The organism is Saccharicrinis sp. GN24d3, from assembly GCF_052400645.1.
In the GTDB taxonomy this organism is placed as follows: domain Bacteria; phylum Bacteroidota; class Bacteroidia; order Bacteroidales; family Marinilabiliaceae; genus Saccharicrinis.
Genome location: NZ_JBQTGI010000037.1, coordinates 1 through 18850, shown reverse-complemented (window position 1 = coordinate 18850; position 18850 = coordinate 1). Strand labels below are relative to the sequence as shown.

Below are 18850 nucleotides of genomic sequence, written 5' to 3'. Positions count from 1 at the left end.
TAAACATGAAGAATATATCTCGGAGAAATTTCCTGAAAAATACGGGTGCTGCTACTGTTGGAGCCATGGTGCTACCCAATTTAATGAGCTGTTCCAGAAACGGCATTGTCAATGTAGCCATAGTAGGAGTTAATGGAAGAGGCAAGGGCAACTGGTTAGGTATGATTACCGAATCGTACGATAGAAAAACTAACGAGCGAACGCTCAATCCTCATGTCAGGATAGTAGCCTTATGCGATGTAAACAAAGAAAATCTGGCCCAAACAAGCGAAAAGTTACCTGGGGCAAAAACCTTTCAGGACTTTAGGGTAATGCTGGATACAATGCACCGGGATATTGATGCGGTGGTAGTTTCCACACCCGACCACACACACTTTGCCATAACAATGGCGGCCATGGAAATGGGCAAACATGTCTATGTTGAGAAACCGCTTGCGCATAATGTTTGGCAATTGCGTACCTTAAAAAAAGCAGCTAAGTATTATAATGTGGTAAACCAACTGGGAAATCAAGGGCATTCAACAGATGGTATCCGAGATATTAAGGAATGGTACGACCTGGGAATTCTTGGAGAAGTAAAAGAAGTACACGCCTGGTTTCATGGACCCGATTTTATTACCGGTTCGTTTAGAAAACCACAAAAGCACCCTCCTGTCGGCCAGCCCATCCCCGAACATATGGATTGGGATTTATGGCTGGGACCTGCAAAAGAAAGGGCGTATAATTCTATTTATGCCCCACGGTTTTGGCGAGGATGGTATGAACTGGGCAACGGAGAGTTAGGTGATTGGGCCTGCCATACTTTAGATGCTCCCTACTGGGCTTTAGATTTAGGTTCTCCTTCAGTAATTGAGCCGGAACATGCCAAGTTGAGCATGCTGCCCCATCAATATGTAACCGATGAGTCCATCCTTCGTTTTGAATTCCCTCAAAGGGGCCATAAACCTCCAGTAACCATGCGCTGGTACGAAGGTGGTATGCTACCAGTGTTAAAGCCGGAATGGAACATTCCTAAACTAAACAAAACAGGAGGACTGATAATGGTTGGCGAAAAAATGACTTTAATGACTACAACGCCACGCCCAAACAATCCGGTTTTAATGATGCCTGGTGGCGAATGGGAAGCTTTTAAGAAGAAAGGTTGGGAACAAACTATCCCTCGTGTTCCGGAACAAAATCAATATAAAGAATTTATCAATGCCATTAGAGGTGCAGGTCCAATGCCAGGTTCCGACTTTGAGTATGGAGGAGGATTAACCGAAATGGCACTTATGGGAGTTATGGCACAGCGATTTAATAGACGAATCGAATTTGATGCTGCTAACATGAAAGTAACCAACCATCCCGAGTTAAATGCTTTTATAAAAGAAGAAGTACGACCGGGTTGGCAATATGGAGAAAAACTCTGGAAGTAAATTAGTTAACGGTCACTAGTCATTGGTAATTGTAATAAATTAATAACACGCTGCGTCCGTGTGTCTCAGTGTTCATCAAACATCTAAATAGAATGAAAAATATATCAAGAAGAAATTTCCTACGAACTTCAGGCGCTGTAGCCGCTGGAGCTATTGTTCTGCCCAACCTGGTTAGCTGTACTAAAAAAAATGGTATCGTTAACCTTGCCATCGTTGGTGTTGGTGGTAGAGGTTCCGGTAACTGGAAGGGACTTATTACTGAATCTTACAACAAACAAACTAAAGAGAGGGTTCTGAATCCTAATGTGAGAGTGGTTGCTTTATGCGATGTGGATGCCAACATCCTAGCTGGAGTAAGCAAGACATTCCCTGAAGCAAAGACCTTTAAAGATTTTAGGGTAATGCTGGATAATATGCACAAGGATATAGATGCGGTGATTGTTTCTACGCCCGACCATACCCACTTTGCCGTTACCATGGCAGCCATGGAATTGGGCAAACATGTTTATGTTGAGAAGCCATTGGCTCATAACATATGGCAATTACGTACACTTGTTAAAGCGGCAAAACATTATGGTGTTATCAACCAATTAGGTAATCAGGGACATGCTTCCGATGGAATCAGAAACGTTAAGGAGTGGTATGATTCAGGTATCCTGGGTGAGGTAAAAGAAGTACATGCCTGGTTTAACGGACCGGATTTCAAAGGAAATTACTTTGTTAAGCCCGATGCTTACCCTCCAACCAGTCAACCTGTGCCAGAAGGGTTGGATTGGGATTTATGGTTAGGACCAGCAAAAGAAAGACCTTTCAACAAGTGTTATGTACCTCGCAGATGGAGAGGCTTTTATGAATTAGGCAATGCTGAACTAGGAGATTGGGCTTGTCATACGTTAGACGCTCCTTATTGGTCCTTGGAACTAGGCTCACCTAATGTAGTGGAACCAATACTATCAGTGCGCAACGAGGGAATGCCTGACAAAATAGTGACCGATTCATCTGTTCTTAAATTCGAATTTGGCCAGCGAGGAAATAAAGCGCCTGTTACTTTAAACTGGTACGAGGGAGGTGAAAAGCCGGAAAACAGACCTGAATGGCTGACCAAAGAATTAGGCGGTAACGGAATGATTATGGTGGGTGAAAAAATGTCGGTAATGACAGGAGGTCGCCCAAATGATGCCAGACTTATCATGCCTAAGGAAGAATGGCAAGCCTTTAAGAAAAAAGGATGGGAACAAAGCATACCTCGTATACCCGAGCAAAATCAGTACAAAGAATTTATTAATGCAATCAGGGGCGAAGGCCCAATGCCTGGATCTACTTTTGAATATGGTGCCGGATTAACTGAAATGGCGCTTGTAGGGGTAATGGCTCAACGTTTCGATAAACGTATTGAATTCGATGCCAAGAATATGAAGGTAACCAACCATCCTGAATTAAATGCCTATATTAAGGAGCCCGTTAGAAAAGGTTGGGCATATGGCGAAAACCTTTGGGGATAGCGCAACACAGTTGCTAGTACCAAGTTAAAAGTTATAAGTTATAAATCAGTATTAAGTATTAAGGCATAACCTGTCCCGTATAAGCGGGAAGGATAAGGACTATTCAATTTTTAGAGCATGAAAAAGTCTTTTGTCTTTTATCTAATGTCTTTAAAGAACAAATCAATGAGCAGAAAAGTCACACTATTTACCGGTCAATGGGCCGATTTGGATTTTGAAACCATTTGCCAAAAGGCTAAAAGCTTTGGCTACGACGGGCTGGAACTAGCATGCTGGGGAAACCATTTCGAAGTAGATAAAGCCGACCAGGCCTACTGCGAAGAAAAACTGGCTATTCTTAAAAAATACGATTTAGAAGTTTACGCCATATCTACCCACCTTGTTGGTCAGGCGGTTTGCGACCGAATAGATGAGCGCCACAAAGCTATTCTGCCCGATTATATATACGGTGACGGTGAACCTGAAGGAGTTCGTCAAAGAGCCGCTGCCGAAGTCATCAAGACGGCCGAAGCTGCCAAAAGGTTAGGCGTAAAAATTGTCAACGGATTTACCGGAAGTTCTATCTGGCATTTGTTATACTCCTTCCCTCCTGCTTCGCAAGAAATGATAAACGCAGGTTTTAAGGATTTCGCCGACCGTTGGACTCCTATCATGGATGAATTCCAGAAACTGGGAATTAAGTTTGGGCTAGAGGTGCATCCTACCGAGATAGCTTTTGATATTGCTTCTGCCGAAAGAGCATTAAAAGCTATCAATTACCATCCTTGTTTTGGATTTAACTATGATCCAAGTCATTTAGGCTACCAAGGTGTTGATTATGTAAAATTCATCGATAAGTTTGCCAAGCAGATCGTACACGTTCATATGAAAGATGCCGGCTGGAGCGATGTTCCAGTTGAAGCAGGCGTATTTGGTGGACACACTGATTTTGGTGATGCCCGTCGTTTCTGGGATTTCAGAAGTATGGGACGAGGTAACATTAACTTTGAGAAAATCATTAGAGCCTTAAATCGCATCGAATATTCAGGTCCTCTCTCTGTTGAATGGGAAGATGGCGCTATGGATCGCGAGCAAGGAGCTAAGGAGTCGTGTGCTTTTGTTAAGCAAGTTGACTTTACACCTTCTAATTTGGCTTTTGATGCAGCTTTCGACAAAGAAAATCAATAGTCGGGATTACAAAATAAGCCAATAACTGCGTTATGCTTGTCTGTGAAATACTCATTTACACAAGTTAAACTGCGTTTTCACAGACTGCACAAGCCTTGTTCTTGACTTCTTTTATTAATCCCTGTTTATATCATAGTTAATAAAACTCAGAGACATTGAATATTACTCACTGGCACTAAGTTTTAGCCAAAGGTTGGGGAGTGAAACAAACTTATTCAAACACCTCCTAAAAACGCGGTGCTAATTAGTTTAATCTAGAAAATATGGAAAAATCTATTCACAAATCAAGACTATTTATTGGGAGTTGCCTGGCCTTGCTGGTAACTTCGTTAACTTTTGCCATGAGGGCAAAAATAGAGGAAGTTTTTGGCCCGGTTAGCAATGGCGGAATTTTCGGACTAAGCAAAGAATCTATAGGCTGGGCATTTGGTCCCGCCTTTTGGGGTTTTACGGTAGCCATGGTAGCCGGTGGATTCCTGATTGACATCGTTAAAACCAAGTCGGTAGTATGGGCTGCTTTTGTCTTGCATTTTGTGGGCGCCATTGCTTTTATCTTAGCTAAGGATAAGGAAACCCTTTTTATAGCTAATATTTTTATTGGACTAGGAAATGGTTGTGTAGAAGCTGCTTTCAACCCATTAATCGCCACCATCTTCCCTAACAACAAAACAACCATGCTGAACCGTTTTCACGTTTGGTTTCCTGGCGGAATCGTAATTGGTAGCTTGTTAGCATTCTTTATGATGGACACGCTGGAAATTGGCTGGCAAATATACATTGGCGTTTTATTTTTACCGCTAGCCATTTATGGGGCATTATTCTTCGGACAAAAAATACCTGAGACAGAACGCGTTTCAAGTGGTGTTACCTACAAAGGTATGTTAGATGCAACTGGAGCTCCCGTAACCATAATTGCCTCCATGACTTTGATGTTATTATTAGCAATTAATATTGTAAAATTTACTGAAGGATGGATGTACTTGGCCGTAGTAGGTGCCATCGTAGTTGTTTCTGCCATTGAAGCTTTAATGATACGCAAAACAAGTATGATTTTCCCCATCATGTTTACCTTTATGTTGCTGACTGCTTCTACGGAGTTAGTAACTACACAATGGGTTAACGCACTATTATCCCAAGCCGGTGTAAGTCCAATGTTAATGCTAGCATTGATTACCGGAATTATGGCGGTAGGCCGCTTTTTTGCCGGAGGACTTGTACATCGCCTAAATCCAGTGGGAGTTTTATTACTATCGTCTGTTTTTTCAGCCATTGGAATTTATGCCTTAAGTGCAGTTGAATCTCCGATGATGGTAATTATTTCTTCTGTAGTATTTGCTATTGGTGTTACCTATTTTTGGCCAACTATGCTAGGTTTTATTGCTGAATATATACCCAAAAGTGGTGCTTTAGGATTATCACTATTAGGTGGTGCAGGAATGGTTTCCGTAGCTATGTTTTTGCCTGTAATGGGACGTATCATGGAAGAACATAACGAAAAAGTGGCCTTACAAAGTATAGGAGCATTACCAGTTATCTTAATGGTAGGTTTCGTCATCTTATATTCTGTTTATAGAAAAAGAAAACCCGAAAGTATTTAGTCAGCATTTAGCTGTAAACAGTTAAAAACAGAGCTGACTACTATCGTTTCGGCGCTTCCCTTTACTCCTGAGAGTAAGCGCCTACCGAATGCAAGTTCGCGAGAAAGTACCACACCAAAGGTGTGGAGAAGGGGATTTTTAGCTTATAATTCACAAATACCTTTAGTTATCAGGTTCATAATAAATTTAAATGAAAACATCATCGTTCATAAACTTTCTCACTCTCTTATATTGTTGTTTTGCGATTACACTAACCGTATCAGCAAAATCAGGAAGATCTGATAAACCCAATGTTATCATTATTTTTACCGATGAACTTGGATATGGTGATATTGGTTGCTTTGGAGCAAAAGGCTACCAAACACCTGCCATTGATAAAATGGCCGAGCAACCCCATGGAAACAAGGACACAACCAAAGCGGTGCAACTGTTCAACCTAAAAAAGGACCCGAACGAGATAATTAATTTAGCTAATCAATATCCCGAAAAGGTAACAGAAAGGGCTAAACGATTGAAAGAAGAGTATGGAAAAATTATTCAGACAACTAGATAAGAGATAAGAGACACTAAACCAAGTCGTTTAGGGTCTATTATCTATTATCTCAAAATTTAAAAAACATGCAAAAAATAAAATTAGGAATGATAGGTGGCGGATTGGGCGCTTTTATCGGTGATACCCACAGAAGAGCTGCCCGCATCAGTAACCAATTTGAACTGGTTGGTGGCGTATTTAATGTGAATTATGAAAAAGCTAAGCAATTTGCAGAACAGGATGCTATTTCCTTAGATCGTACTTATCCTGATGTGGATACCATGATTGAAAAAGAAAAAGCATTACCGCAAGAAGAACGCATTCAGGCTGTTTCTATCGTAACACCTAACTTTTTGCATTATCCATTTGCAAAAAAATTATTAGAAAATGGTTTTCATGTGATATGCGAAAAGCCTATGACCATGACTGTGGAAGAAGCTGATGATCTTAGATCGCTTGTGGAAAAAACAGGTTTAACCTTTGTTTTAACGCATACTTACACCGGTTATCCAATGGTTCGTCAGATGCGCGAATTTATTAAAGAAGGAAAACTTGGGCAGATTCAGCGTGTGGATGCACAATACTACCAAGGCTGGGTTAACGGAATCATGCATAGTGAAGATGCCGGTTTGGGTGTTTGGCGTTTCGACCCGAAGGTAGCCGGAATTTCAAGCTGCATGGGAGACATTGGTGTTCATGCATTTAACCTGATTGAGTACACTACGGGTAAAAAAATCACCAAAGTGCTAGCCGATTTAAACAATGTGGTTGACAAATCGCAATTAGATTTGGATGGAACGGTCATGTTACGTTTTGACGAACCATTTTTAGGATTGGTACGCGCCAGTCAAATGGCCACCGGAGAAGAAAACAACATTAGCATTGCTGTTTATGGATCTAAAGGAAGTTTAAAATGGAAACAGGAAGATCCTAATTATTTACATTTTATTCCTGCCGACCAGCCGCGTGTAGTATATAAACCGGGTAATCCGTACAATACAAAATTCGCAGAAAACAGCCACACCATGCCATTTGGTCACCCCGAAGGGATTTACGAAGCATTTGCCAACTTGTATGCAGGAGCAGCTAAATCTATTCGAGGTGAAGAAATTCATGATGGCGAATTTACAACGGTTGATGATGGCGTTAGAGGGATGAAGTTCATCAAAAACGTGGTAGAATCGAACAAGGAAGGTAACGTTTGGAAGGAACTTTAAAAAAGTTCTCAGTACGCAGTCAACAGTAAGCAATAAAAGCTCTTCCCCTTATCCTTGAGGATAAGGGGAACTACCACACCCAAAGTGTGGGGATGGGGATAAAAAAACCGATAATCTTTCGTCTCATGTCTATTATCTATTATTATGATATCAATAGTAATACCCATATATAACGAAGAATCACTGATTGGTGAGTTGTTGAAGCGCACAGTGGCTTCCCTTGAACAAACCGAACAGGACTTTGAGATATTGTTTGTTGATGATGGTTCAACCGACAATAGTTTGGGATTGTTATTGCAAGCTCAGAAAAATGATGCCCGAATCAAAATGATTTCCCTGTCGCGGAATTTTGGCCATCAGGCAGCCTACACAGCCGGAATTGATTATGCTCAGGGGGATTATATGACATTGATGGACGGAGATTTGCAAGATCCACCAGAGCTGATTCCCGAAATGTTCAAGCTATTGTCCGCAGGTGATTTTGACATTGTTAATGGCTATAGAAAAAGTAAAACTTCAAATAAACCTAAAGGGTTATTTAGCTGGTTGTTTCATAAATCTTTCGGTAAACTATCCAGCCTGGAAGATGTGGAGCATATTGGCAATTTCTCCATGATGAATAAATCGGCCATTGCAGCATTACGGTCATTAAAAGAAAAAACCAGATACCTGCCAGGTCTGCGTCATTTTATAGGTTTTAGAAACACAACCATTAGCTACAAGCGGGACGAACGTGAATCAGGCGATTCCATGAGTACTCAAAAGCTATTTGCACTGGCTTTTGATGCTATCTTCTCCTTCTCGAAACTGCCCATTAAGTTTTGCCTTATCATGGGTATTATCGGAATCGTCACTTCATTTTTAGCAGGCATATATATTTTGCTATCTAAAATACTGGAGCTATCTCCATTAGGATGGTCATCAACCCTAACCAGTATTTTCTTCTTAGGATCAATACAGCTTATGTTCTTGGGAATATTGGGTGAGTATGTATTCCGCATTTATAGGGAATCGCAGAACAGACCCATCTATTTTGTGCGAGAGTTTTATTCAAAACAAGTAAAGAATAAGGACAATGAAATGGTTTAAGGATACAAGACATATACTATTTTCGTTGTTGGCTGTATTACTTGTACTTATGCCAATTTTAAGCCTGGATGCAGGAATATCCGGCGATGAAGAAGTGCATCTGAAACAAGCTGAATTTGTGATTAAATACTATGCCAGTTTCGGCCAGGATAAAGCTGCACTCAACACACCCGTCACTAATTTAAAATATTACGGACAATCATTTGATAACCTAACCACCTTATGGGCCCAGTTATTGGGGATAGAAGATATTTATACTTTCCGCCATATTTGCAATTCGCTTGTTGGTTGGCTTTGTATTTTGTTTGCTGCCTTAATTGCCGTTCATCTTAGCGGATATAGAGCGGCTATTTTCACGGTGCTTCTTCTGGCCGCTTCTCCACGGTTTATTGGGCATTCGCTAAATAACCTAAAAGATATTCCTTTTGCCTTAGGTTATGTTGCTTCTATCTTTTTTACGATGAAGGTGATATCTGACCTTAAAAATATAAAACTTAAATATGCCGTTGGCCTGATTTTATCTATGGCCTTAACATTGAGCATCAGGCCTGGTGGACTACTGGTATTCTGCTATTTTGTATTGTTTGCCGCCATTGCTTACTTTATAGGTATTAAATCCGAAAATAATGATAAACCACGTTTTTTAATCTTCTTGCTTACCTTTGTCCTCATTGTTGTATCATCCTATTTTATTGGTTTATTATTTTGGCCTTATGCGCTTGAGAACCCCATCATCAATCCAATTATTTCTATGAAGATGATGTCGGATTACCCGGTAAGGCTTCGTCAATTGTTTGAAGGGGTAGTTTTTTGGAGCGATCAACTACCATGGTATTATTTAATTAAGTATGTTACCATTACTATTCCCATAGTAATATTACCACTTACGCTTATTTATGTTATCTGCATTTTTAATAAAAAACAGTCGCCCATACCGTTTCTTAAAAAAATCCTGCTATTATTTGTGATCATTTTCCCCTTTGGGTTTACCATCGTTGCCGATTCAAATGTGTATGGGGCTTGGCGTCATTTATTGTTTACCTATCCCCCTCTGGTAATTGTAGCAGCAATAGGCTTATCAAACATCATGATTCCTATTAAAATGAAAATTGTTAAAAACGGGATAATTATAGTTTTTATGCTGACCTTATTGCCGTCAACATCTTTTATTATTAGGAATCATCCTTTAGAATATACTTACTTTAATAAGTTAGCCGGCGATTATAATAATGTAGCCAACAACTACGAATTAGATTATTATTACCACAGTGTTAGGGAGGCTTCTCTCTGGTTAAAGAATCATATTGAAAAAAATGATGCGAATAAGGTAAAGATCGCTTCCAATTATGGTATCAGTGATTATTTTAAGAAAAGCGATAAGGCAATATCATTTGCCTACACCCCATATTATTCAAGAGGAAATACAGATTGGGATTATGGAATTTTTTACCGTACCACCATTGCACCTTCTCAAACCAGTCAGAAATTATGGCCACCGACCGGCACGCTGAAATGCATCAATACAGAAGGAATAGCGGTTTGTGTTATCGTTAAAAGACAAACACACGATGATTATTTGGGCAAACTGGCCTACGAAAATGAAGACTATACGCAAGCAGTTTCATATTTGAGTATGGCTACCCAAATAGATCCCGGAAACGAAATTGCCTGGATCAATTTGGGTAAATCATATTTGAAATTGTCGAAATACAACAAAGCAAAAGAAGCTTTCTCGCAATGCTTAAACATGATACCGGATTATGAACCCAGCATGTATTATTTGGCGCAGATAGAAATACTAACTGGTAAACCGGAAAAAGCAGAGAACTTTTATAAGCAGATATTAAAAAATAACAGTAAGAGTTATAAAACTTATTTGGCTTATGCGCAATTAAAAGAAAGCTTAAACGAAAAATTAAATGCCATCGAATTATTGGATCAATGCTTAAAGCTTAATCCAAATTACAAACTGGCCATTGACATGAAAAAAGAAATTAAAAACGAGATAACCGAAACAAATTAAACAATTATATAAATTTACAATTTAAAATTTACGATTATGAAAAAATTAGTTTTTAGACTATTGTTTGTGTGTTTTTTAGCCACAGGATTAGGCGGTGGAGCTGCTGTTTTTGCTCAAGATCATGATGCCGTAACGGATTCTTTATCTATTGACGATATGGCGCCTGTATTGTATGATGAAGATGCTTACGAAGAAGAAGAGAAGGGCTCAAATGGTGTAATTATCGGTATTGTTATCGCCGTAGTGGCCATCGGCGGAATCGGTTTTGTTGCCTTGAAGAAAAAGAAATAGTCGTGCGACGACAGCGAATTATTTATTTACAGCTCCTAAATGGTGCGACGACAGCGAATAATTATTTATAGCTCCCCCTTACGATAGGGAGCGGATTATTTATTTACAGCTCCCCCATGCGATGGGGTACGGAATTTTTATTTACAGTTCCAAATTTGATAGGGAGCGAATTTTATTTGGGGTGCGACTTAAAGTCGTGCCCCGTATTCTGTAGTGCTGTTTTGGGTTACTCAAGCAAAACTAATTTCTATCCAAATCCCATATTTGTTGAATTTTAATTGTACTTTCGGCCATTCAACAACTTCCGGGGTGGGTGCACTGATGCTCATGCAGGCGCACACTTATGATATGACATTAGAAACAAATCTTAAAAACATCCAGACAATAGCCATTCAAAAAAGAGAGAGCAATCGATCTTTTAGTATTTTTCTTGAAAAACAGGATTCAGAAAAAGTGGATGCCATCGTTTATAGGCTCAACAAAGATATTACTCCTCAAATAGATTGTACAGCTTGTGGCAATTGTTGCTTAAACCTCAGACCAGTGGCATCGGAGGAAGTACTGCGTCAGTTTGTTGATGCTGATAAGATCGAGGAAGTTAAATACGCAATGTGCATTCAATGTAAACATGTAAAAGACAAGAAATGCACCAAATATCTGGAAAGGCCTGAAGAATGCCGTTTATATCCATACATGGACAGAGCCCAATTTGTTTCAAGAATAGTTGGCATACTCCAGAACTATGAAATATGTCCCATTGTTTTTAATATTTGCGAGCATTTAAAAATAGAGTTAGGTTGGGATAATGATTAATATTGTTTTACAATTTGATTCCAAAAGATCTATAAACTATCTTTATATGCCTGAAAATAACAGCTATATTATTGGTTTAGCATTGAAGCAGACTCTCGGTGCCAGATAAAAAATGTCTCCTTTTATCGGAGTAGCTATTGCACGGGATTTAAACAACGGAATAGCCAGGTTTTCTTTTGCGCTAGGATTAAATTTAAACAGAAAACAACCAACTAATATCAATAATTAATCGATAACTTTATAGCTAAAACAAGTCACTTCTGCTTTATGGGAACAAGTAAAACAAACGAACTAATAGAAATATTCGCCGGCTCATCCATAGAAGCCGGAATTGTTAAAAGTTTATTACACGATGCTGAGATAGAAGCATTTTTAAAAGATGAATTCATGGGTACCATTGCCCCTTGGCATACTTCTCCAGGTGGTGTAGCATCTGTTAAAGTGGTAATATCTAGCTTAGATTTTGAAAGCGCGAAAATAGTAATGGAAGAGTATCTTAAAAATCAAAATACCGGCGAGTAATTATTCCTTTTTATAGGACTCCTGCTATGGTATGAATTCCGGGTGTGGTGTAAGTGTAATAAAGTCCCAACCAGTTCTTTTCATTCTCTAAATGTACTTCCTCCTCCTGTGATTGATTATCAACAAACAAATCTATCATGCGTACTTCATTGTCCGGGCCACTGACCTGTTCCAAAGAAATTGGAAAAAGATGTGTTTGATCCCTGTTTTGTCCTTGTATGAATTTCATACCTATAAGATACAAAACAACAGCTTCTTCTTCTAGCTTTATGCGCAGTAGTTATGAACCGTTATCAACAGGAGGTCTGGTTTTTAGACAGTCTGACGGTGGCGGTATGAAACGTTGCGCATTTTGAAACACAACCTTATCAGCCCGCTAAGCCGTTGATTAAATGTTATTTCGTTTAAATATAGCACTATCCGCGCAATGTTTTATGACCGCGTGTTATGTGCTTTTTTTACTACCTAACTTTTTCAAAGAAAATATTTTTTGCCCGGCTACTTGAAACATTGAAACCTTCAACTTTTCCTGAATTATCTCTTTGAAAATTAATTTCCCGAAAAGAACCTTTATTGCCAATAAAATAATCAGCCATTACAGCTTTTAACCTAAAATTACCCAGCCTTTGGTGATTTGCATGTAGAATATTTTCTTTGATATAAAAATTATAATATGCATCCAATTCAGGACTGAAATAGTATCCGGTAAATTCTTCTAAAGAATTCATGTTATAATTTGCAGGAATGTATTTGTTAAATAAAATAACATATCCATCATCTAACGTTACTGTCATTTGATTAGAACTAAAGGAAACAGACGTATATTCAGCTGTTTGCATTTCAAATTCATTTTCTCCAACAGGAATTAGTGCAGTATTATCATTATTAGGTCGCATATAATACAAAGTATCGTCTAAAATCGCAATTTGTCTTGAATAATTATCCTTGTCATTCCAAAAATAACCTTCTAAAGATACAAGTTCCTTTGTGTTTTTTTGAATTGGCTTTTTATGTGAAAGAATCTTTTTAACATCAGATATACCTTTTTCTTGTAAAAAGTATTCTTGTAAACAAATGTCTGTCAATTGTCTTACAATTTTACCACCATTAATGTCAGAACGATTAATAGCTATTATAATGCTGATGTTTTGTTCAGGAAATCTACCTAAATATGCTTGATAGCTGGCGTCCATACCGCTATGTTCAATTCTAGCTAAACCTTTATAAGTATTTACAAATTGACCAAGTGCATAACCAAAGGAATTACCGCTATTTAGCTTTCCTAAAGTGTTCATTTTTTGAAAGATACTTTCATTTCCAATTGTTTTCTTTGTAAAGTTAATTGTCCACTTACTCAAATCTTCAATAGTTGTGGATAGATTTGTTGCTCCTACACTTGTATTGTTAAAAATATCTTCTACAAATTGTTCATCTCTTTTGTAATAAGAATTTGCCTTATTATTAATTACGAAACCTTCTTTATCAATAAATTGTGTATTGTACATTCCTAAAGGTATAAAGATGTTTTCTTTCATATATTCAGCAAATGATTTCTCAGAAACCCGTGCAACTATTTCAGCTAAAAGAGTATAACCAGAATTACAATACATAAATTCTTCATTGGGTGTAAAATTTAACGATTGTTGTTTGTAAATAAGGTCAAGAACTTGATTATTACTAATCATATCATCTAATCTCCATCCAGCAAGCCTTAAGAGATTCCATTGGTCTTTTATTCCACTTGTATGATTAAGAAGGTTTCTTATAGTTATATTATTATTAAATTCATTCATTTCAGGAATGTACTTTCTTACATTATCATCTAATGAAAGTTTCTCTTCAGCTTCCAACAACAAAATTGCAAAAGCAGTAAATTGTTTTGAAACTGATGCTACATGGAAGGTAGTTTTATTGGTTATAGGAATTTGATGCTCCAGGTTTGCAAGTCCATATTCTTTTTGAATTACTAATTCGTTTTGATTTACAATTCCAATAGCTATTCCCGGATTATCCAAATTATAATCCTTAAACAGATTGTCAATTTCCCCGCTTATTCGAGTTATATTAAATTCATTTTCGAGGCTTTCCTGAGATTGAAGGTCAGTTGTAAATATTAGTATGTAAAAACATATTATTAAAAGTTTATAGAGATAATTCATTTTACAGTTTTTAAATTCATGATTATATAAACAAATCTAATTGGGATAAGGTTTTAAATTGCACACAACGGCTCGAATATGCGGAGGTTGGTATTTCGAAGATATTAGTTGACAAACCATTACTGTTTTGAGTAAATGTATAAAAGCAAAATTACCCTACATCCCCAACTTGCGTATATTTATTGTTAGCACCTAGGCATTTCAAAGTACCATTCCTTAATATATAGCACTTGAAATTATCGATTTTGGCAGCTCATCGTGTTGAAAAAACAGATGATTTGCATATAGATAACTAAAATATTGGCTCAATCACAAAAGTAAACTTCATTGGCTCAGGGACAATAAGATATGGTTGATATGGGACTGTTCCCCAACTAGTATCACCACCAACTCCCATTTGACGATAATCAATGTTAATGTTGGTATGGTTTTGCTCTTTAATATCTATTGTATGCTTATTTAGGGTACTCGGTTCGAAATCTTCGTTCGTAAAATGATTGATATTGAACCCAAGATTGCTCTTGCTGTAAAACTTCAAACCTTGGTTTTCTGCATTTCTAACTTCCATCCAGCGGGTGTCTGTTCTGTAGCCATTTTCTTGGGGTCGGATGTATGGGGTGTAAAAGTCACCCACTGGCGACTCATATATTCCGATAAATGCTGAGGTGTTTCTATCCGGATAGTTTTCATGCGGTCCTCTACCGTAATATTTGACTTGATCAAACTCCCTCAAAATTTGGAGATTCATTCCCATTCTGGGTAAAAAGGGTACGGAGCTTACACGTTCGAACACATATTTAACCATGATTTTGCCGCTTCCATGAATTGTGTAATTGATATGGAAGTTGGTCATTTTAGGATTGTTTTTAAGGACACTAATGGATACTTGACCACCCTCCATTTCTTGCCAAGAAACAGATTTAGTTTCCAGTTTAGTTTCTACATCTTTCCATATTTCACAACTCTTTTCTAAACCAGCTCCCAAATCATTGTCAATAGGTGCTCTCCAAGTGTTGAGGGTAAGAGGAGTTTTAAGCCAATTTTGCTTTTTATGTTCTAAGGATATTAGTTGCCCCTTCTTTTTGTCAAAAGTGATCTTAATATTGTTTTCGCAGCTCAATACGATGTAATCTTCGGTATCTTTTACGCTAATGTCTGAAGACTTGACAACAGGATTTTCTATTGAAGCTGCGTTAGGAATTAACAATTGCTCTGAAGCTACCATATGCCCCTTTTTAAGGACGCCCTCCTGTGCTAATGTGTTTATATAGAAATTGATGACGTATTCTGACCCAGGTTTAAGCTTTGGCATTGACTCTTGCAAGACTAAGGTGGTAGTTTCTTGTGGACTACAGCTAAGCTCAGTTGTCCCTTGCTTGATGCTTTGTCCATTTTCTAGTATCTCCCAAGATAAATCAAAGGCAGATAAATTGGTAAAGAAGTTCTCATTATAGATGTCAAAAGACCATTCGTTCCAATTGTTGGCTGATATATGTATGTTTTGGTACTGTTTTTTTACCTCCCAAAGAGCAGGTTGGATTGACCTATCTGGATAGACAATACCATTTAAGCAAAAAGCACCATCATTTCTTACGCCCTCAGGTTCAAAATCACCACCATAACCCCAATATTCAACTCCATTTTCGTCTGTCTTTGTTATTCCTTGGTCTACCCAATCCCAAATGAAACCACCTTGGACTCTCGGTTCTGACCTGACGAAGTCCCATAATTCTTTGAGGTTTCCTGTACTATTTCCCATTGAATGTGCATACTCTACCCAGATAAAGGGTCGGTTTGGATTATTTGGCAAGTGACTCAGCTTAACTTCTTCAATCGGTGCATACATATAACCGATGATGTCGGTATGTCTAATGTGATCAAATTCAGGATCAACTTCAGCACGGTCATAGGAAACCACTCTTGTATCATCCATTTTCTTGAGCCAATTATATGCATCTATAAACGGTAAGCCAGTACCGGCTTCATTACCCATTGACCAAGTAATTATAGATGGATGATTTTTATCTCTATAGAAAAGTCTTTGGATGCGATCTACCATTGCATCGTGAAAACTAGGATCTCTGGAAACTTGGTTAACAATCCAGCCATAACCGTGCGATTCAATATTAGCTTCATCTATTACATAAAGTCCGTACTGGTTACAGAGTTTATACCAATATGGGTCATTGGGGTAGTGAGAAGTACGAACAGCATTGATGTTGAATTCCTTCATCAATTTAATATCTTTAAGCATCATTTCTTTAGTCGTAACATGTCCTAATTTTGGATCATGTTCGTGGCGATTGACACCTTTAAGCAATATAGCTTGTCCATTGACGAGTAATTGGCCCTCTTTCAATTCAACAGTTCTAAAACCGATTTGATGAGAGGTGCATTCTTGAAGCTCATCCTTGTTATCGTACAAGGAAATAAGCAATGTATATAGGTTTGGTTTTTCGGCTGACCATGCTTTTACATTTGGAATACTATGTTGGAAGTTTATTGTAGATGTTGATCTGGCGGCTATCGGACTTTCTTTGATAGAATTATGAATTACCTGCTCTCCATCCAAAAGTTTAATTTCGACCTTCTTTATACCCTCTGTTTGAGAATTATTCTTGAGTGAAACTGACACGTCTAATTCACCATTTATGTAGCTGGCATCTAAGGTTGATTTTGCGAAGAAGTCTTGGATCATAAATTCTGGTCGGGCATGTAGAAAGACATCTCTTTCGATTCCTGCCAACCTCCAGAAATCTATATCTTCGAGATAACTGGCATCTGTATACTGGTAAACCTCTATACTTACGTCGTTGATGCCTGTCTTAAGATATCTGGTGATATTGAATTCAGCGGGCAATTTGCTGCCTTGGCTGTAGCCTACTTTCTCACCATTTACCCACAGATAAAAGGCAGATTTTACTGCTCCAAAATGGATAAATACTTCCTTATTTTTCCAATCAATAGGTATTTCAAAAGACTTCTTGTATTGACCTACAGGGTTGTAGTCATGTGGTACAAACGGTTTGTTCAAAGGGAAGGGATAAGTGATGTTAGCATAGAGTGGAAAGCCGAATCCATTCATTTGCCAGTTGGAAGGAACAGTAATAGTTTTCCAATCCTTTAAATCAAACTCATTTTTAAAAAACTCCAAGTTTCTTTCATCGGCATTTTTACTCCAGTTAAATGACCACTCACCATTGAGAGATTGGTAGTATGGTGTTTTTAAACTGTCTTCGATAGCTGCTGCTGCATTATTGTAGGAAATAAAATATGCATGTGCCTCTTCTTTATTAATACCAAATGTTTCTGGATTTTCCCAATCAAGAGCCTGCTGAGCCTGCAATAATGGGCTGAAACAAAGTGCAATAATAACCGCTATATAAATCGATTTCATAATGTCAATAATCTTAGAATTAATAATGGATGAAGATACTATTTAAACTAAATTCTATAAAAAAATCTTATTAAATGAATTTTCATCGATGCATTTTGCTTGGTGCCAACGTCAGTCTGTCTAAAAACTAAAAGCAACTGATTTTTTGTTGCTTTACAGGCTATTTTTTAGCTTGTTTTAGGCCGTTCTATTTACGAATTGAAAATAATGATAATAATTTGTTTTGATAAGTAAATGGCTTAAAATATCCAAAAACAATCGATATATAACTTTTTGAGGCATTAACACAAAGGCAATGCTTCGCAGGTATTTTACCAGTTGGTCTTTTCCAATTATATTGATAATTCTGCGTAGGTTATAGGCATTCATTATCAGACCAAGGTCTGCTTCGGCCCGATCAATATATTTCTTTGTAATAATGTAATTGAACCCCCATTGCCGTTTGATGGTACCATAGGGGTGTTCTACAATGGCCTGTCGCCGCTTATAATAATTTTCATTTCCCCTTACTCTTTCTTTGTTAAGTTCGATGAGCTCTTGGTACCCGCTCCGCTGAATTGCCTTGCCATACTTGGCCTTACTGCATTGATCCTTTACTTGGCAGCACAAACAAGCTTTGGTTGTATAGCGCTTAAATTGGTAGGTCTTTGCCTGGTGTACATTACCGGTTGTGACCAGCTTTTGTTGCTCAGGGCAGATGTAACAGTCACTGGTTTTATTGTATTTAAAGTGTTCGACATTATATGCCGGATTTGGAGCTTGGGCAGCTACAGTGGGAATGGCTACAATGGTTTTTATCCCCAGTAAATTGGCGGTATCGAATTCAGAACCGGTATGATAGCCTTTGTCGTACAGTGCCGTAAATTGATTGTTCCCTAGTATACTTTTGGCCCTTTGTAACATATTGCCCATGGCCTTGCTGTCGTTAACATTGGTCACTTTGTAATCAATCGGTATATTATTTTGTGCATCAACCGTGGTTTGAACATTGTAGGCCACCTCGGTGATGTTGTTGCGGGTGATCATGTGACGGCTGTCGGGGTCGGACGTGGAAATCTGTGACTGCCCCGATTCTTTCAGCCTGTCTTCAAGGTCGTGGTATGCTTCCTTTCTGCTTTGCTGTTT

General features: G+C 38.2%; 15 protein-coding genes. 11 read left to right on the top strand and 4 right to left on the bottom strand.

Features of this window, described 5'->3' with window-relative positions; genetic code table 11:
- Nucleotides 1–5 precede the first annotated feature (5 nt).
- From ACT29I_RS23890 to ACT29I_RS23840, 11 genes are all read left to right on the top strand, one after another.
- On the top strand, nucleotides 6–1415 hold the full coding sequence (locus ACT29I_RS23890) for a Gfo/Idh/MocA family oxidoreductase (RefSeq protein WP_444794628.1): 1410 nt from the start codon (nucleotides 6–8) through the stop codon (nucleotides 1413–1415).
- 92 nt (nucleotides 1416–1507) lie between these two features.
- Nucleotides 1508–2917: a Gfo/Idh/MocA family oxidoreductase gene (locus ACT29I_RS23885; protein WP_444794627.1), complete on the top strand. Its 1410-nt coding sequence runs from the start codon at nucleotides 1508–1510 to the stop codon at nucleotides 2915–2917.
- A gap of 165 nt (nucleotides 2918–3082) precedes the next feature.
- The gene (locus tag ACT29I_RS23880; protein ID WP_430936248.1) at nucleotides 3083–4084 is read left to right on the top strand and encodes a sugar phosphate isomerase/epimerase family protein; all 1002 of its coding nucleotides are present in this window, start codon (nucleotides 3083–3085) and stop codon (nucleotides 4082–4084) included.
- 263 nt (nucleotides 4085–4347) lie between these two features.
- Complete coding sequence (locus ACT29I_RS23875; RefSeq protein WP_430936246.1) at nucleotides 4348–5682, top strand: MFS transporter; 1335 nt, start codon at nucleotides 4348–4350, stop codon at nucleotides 5680–5682.
- 190 nt (nucleotides 5683–5872) lie between these two features.
- Nucleotides 5873–6235 carry a hypothetical protein gene (locus ACT29I_RS23870; protein WP_430936244.1) on the top strand — a complete coding sequence of 121 codons (363 nt, stop codon included), beginning with the start codon at nucleotides 5873–5875 and terminating at the stop codon, nucleotides 6233–6235.
- A gap of 65 nt (nucleotides 6236–6300) precedes the next feature.
- Nucleotides 6301–7431 carry a Gfo/Idh/MocA family protein gene (locus tag ACT29I_RS23865; protein ID WP_430936242.1) on the top strand — a complete coding sequence of 377 codons (1131 nt, stop codon included), beginning with the start codon at nucleotides 6301–6303 and terminating at the stop codon, nucleotides 7429–7431.
- Nucleotides 7432–7575: 144 nt separating this feature from the next.
- Nucleotides 7576–8520: a glycosyltransferase family 2 protein gene (locus ACT29I_RS23860; RefSeq protein WP_444794626.1), complete on the top strand. Its 945-nt coding sequence runs from the start codon at nucleotides 7576–7578 to the stop codon at nucleotides 8518–8520.
- Complete coding sequence (locus tag ACT29I_RS23855; RefSeq protein ID WP_444794625.1) at nucleotides 8507–10543, top strand: tetratricopeptide repeat protein; 2037 nt, start codon at nucleotides 8507–8509, stop codon at nucleotides 10541–10543. Before ACT29I_RS23860 ends, ACT29I_RS23855 begins: the two co-directional genes overlap by 14 nt.
- A gap of 36 nt (nucleotides 10544–10579) precedes the next feature.
- Entirely contained in the window at nucleotides 10580–10834 is a 255-nt protein-coding gene (locus ACT29I_RS23850; RefSeq protein ID WP_430936236.1) for a hypothetical protein, read from the top strand.
- A 267-nt stretch (nucleotides 10835–11101) separates the two neighbouring features.
- Entirely contained in the window at nucleotides 11102–11647 is a 546-nt protein-coding gene (locus tag ACT29I_RS23845; protein WP_430936234.1) for a YkgJ family cysteine cluster protein, read from the top strand.
- Between the two features lie 267 nt (nucleotides 11648–11914).
- Nucleotides 11915–12169, top strand: coding sequence for a putative signal transducing protein (locus ACT29I_RS23840; protein ID WP_430936232.1), 255 nt, complete (start codon nucleotides 11915–11917; stop codon nucleotides 12167–12169).
- Between the two features lie 10 nt (nucleotides 12170–12179).
- On the opposite strand, the gene ACT29I_RS23835 is transcribed toward ACT29I_RS23840, so the two are convergent.
- The 4 genes from ACT29I_RS23835 to ACT29I_RS23820 form a co-directional block, all read right to left on the bottom strand.
- Nucleotides 12180–12398 carry a hypothetical protein gene (locus ACT29I_RS23835; protein WP_430936230.1) on the bottom strand — a complete coding sequence of 73 codons (219 nt, stop codon included), beginning with the start codon at nucleotides 12396–12398 and terminating at the stop codon, nucleotides 12180–12182.
- Nucleotides 12399–12630: 232 nt separating this feature from the next.
- On the bottom strand, nucleotides 12631–14328 hold the full coding sequence (locus ACT29I_RS23830; protein WP_444794624.1) for a serine hydrolase domain-containing protein: 1698 nt from the start codon (nucleotides 14326–14328) through the stop codon (nucleotides 12631–12633).
- Nucleotides 14329–14620: 292 nt separating this feature from the next.
- A complete protein-coding gene (locus tag ACT29I_RS23825; protein WP_444794623.1) occupies nucleotides 14621–17725 on the bottom strand; it encodes a glycoside hydrolase family 2 TIM barrel-domain containing protein in 3105 nt (1034 codons plus the stop codon).
- 177 nt (nucleotides 17726–17902) lie between these two features.
- A partial coding sequence (locus ACT29I_RS23820) for a transposase (RefSeq protein ID WP_444794622.1) occupies nucleotides 17903–18850 on the bottom strand: 948 nt, incomplete at its 5' end.

What these genes read in the sequence shown, in the direction of transcription:
- ACT29I_RS23890 (WP_444794628.1), top strand. Translation starts at nt 6, where the DNA reads ATGAAGAATATATCTCGGAGAAATTTCCTGAAAAATACGGGTGCTGCT.
- ACT29I_RS23885 (WP_444794627.1), top strand. Translation starts at nt 1,508, where the DNA reads ATGAAAAATATATCAAGAAGAAATTTCCTACGAACTTCAGGCGCTGTA.
- ACT29I_RS23880 (WP_430936248.1), top strand. Translation starts at nt 3,083, where the DNA reads ATGAGCAGAAAAGTCACACTATTTACCGGTCAATGGGCCGATTTGGAT.
- ACT29I_RS23875 (WP_430936246.1), top strand. Translation starts at nt 4,348, where the DNA reads ATGGAAAAATCTATTCACAAATCAAGACTATTTATTGGGAGTTGCCTG.
- ACT29I_RS23870 (WP_430936244.1), top strand. Translation starts at nt 5,873, where the DNA reads ATGAAAACATCATCGTTCATAAACTTTCTCACTCTCTTATATTGTTGT.
- ACT29I_RS23865 (WP_430936242.1), top strand. Translation starts at nt 6,301, where the DNA reads ATGCAAAAAATAAAATTAGGAATGATAGGTGGCGGATTGGGCGCTTTT.
- ACT29I_RS23860 (WP_444794626.1), top strand. Translation starts at nt 7,576, where the DNA reads ATGATATCAATAGTAATACCCATATATAACGAAGAATCACTGATTGGT.
- ACT29I_RS23855 (WP_444794625.1), top strand. Translation starts at nt 8,507, where the DNA reads ATGAAATGGTTTAAGGATACAAGACATATACTATTTTCGTTGTTGGCT.
- ACT29I_RS23850 (WP_430936236.1), top strand. Translation starts at nt 10,580, where the DNA reads ATGAAAAAATTAGTTTTTAGACTATTGTTTGTGTGTTTTTTAGCCACA.
- ACT29I_RS23840 (WP_430936232.1), top strand. Translation starts at nt 11,915, where the DNA reads ATGGGAACAAGTAAAACAAACGAACTAATAGAAATATTCGCCGGCTCA.
- ACT29I_RS23835 (WP_430936230.1), bottom strand. Translation starts at nt 12,398, where the DNA reads ATGAAATTCATACAAGGACAAAACAGGGATCAAACACATCTTTTTCCA.
- ACT29I_RS23830 (WP_444794624.1), bottom strand. Translation starts at nt 14,328, where the DNA reads ATGAATTATCTCTATAAACTTTTAATAATATGTTTTTACATACTAATA.
- ACT29I_RS23825 (WP_444794623.1), bottom strand. Translation starts at nt 17,725, where the DNA reads ATGAAATCGATTTATATAGCGGTTATTATTGCACTTTGTTTCAGCCCA.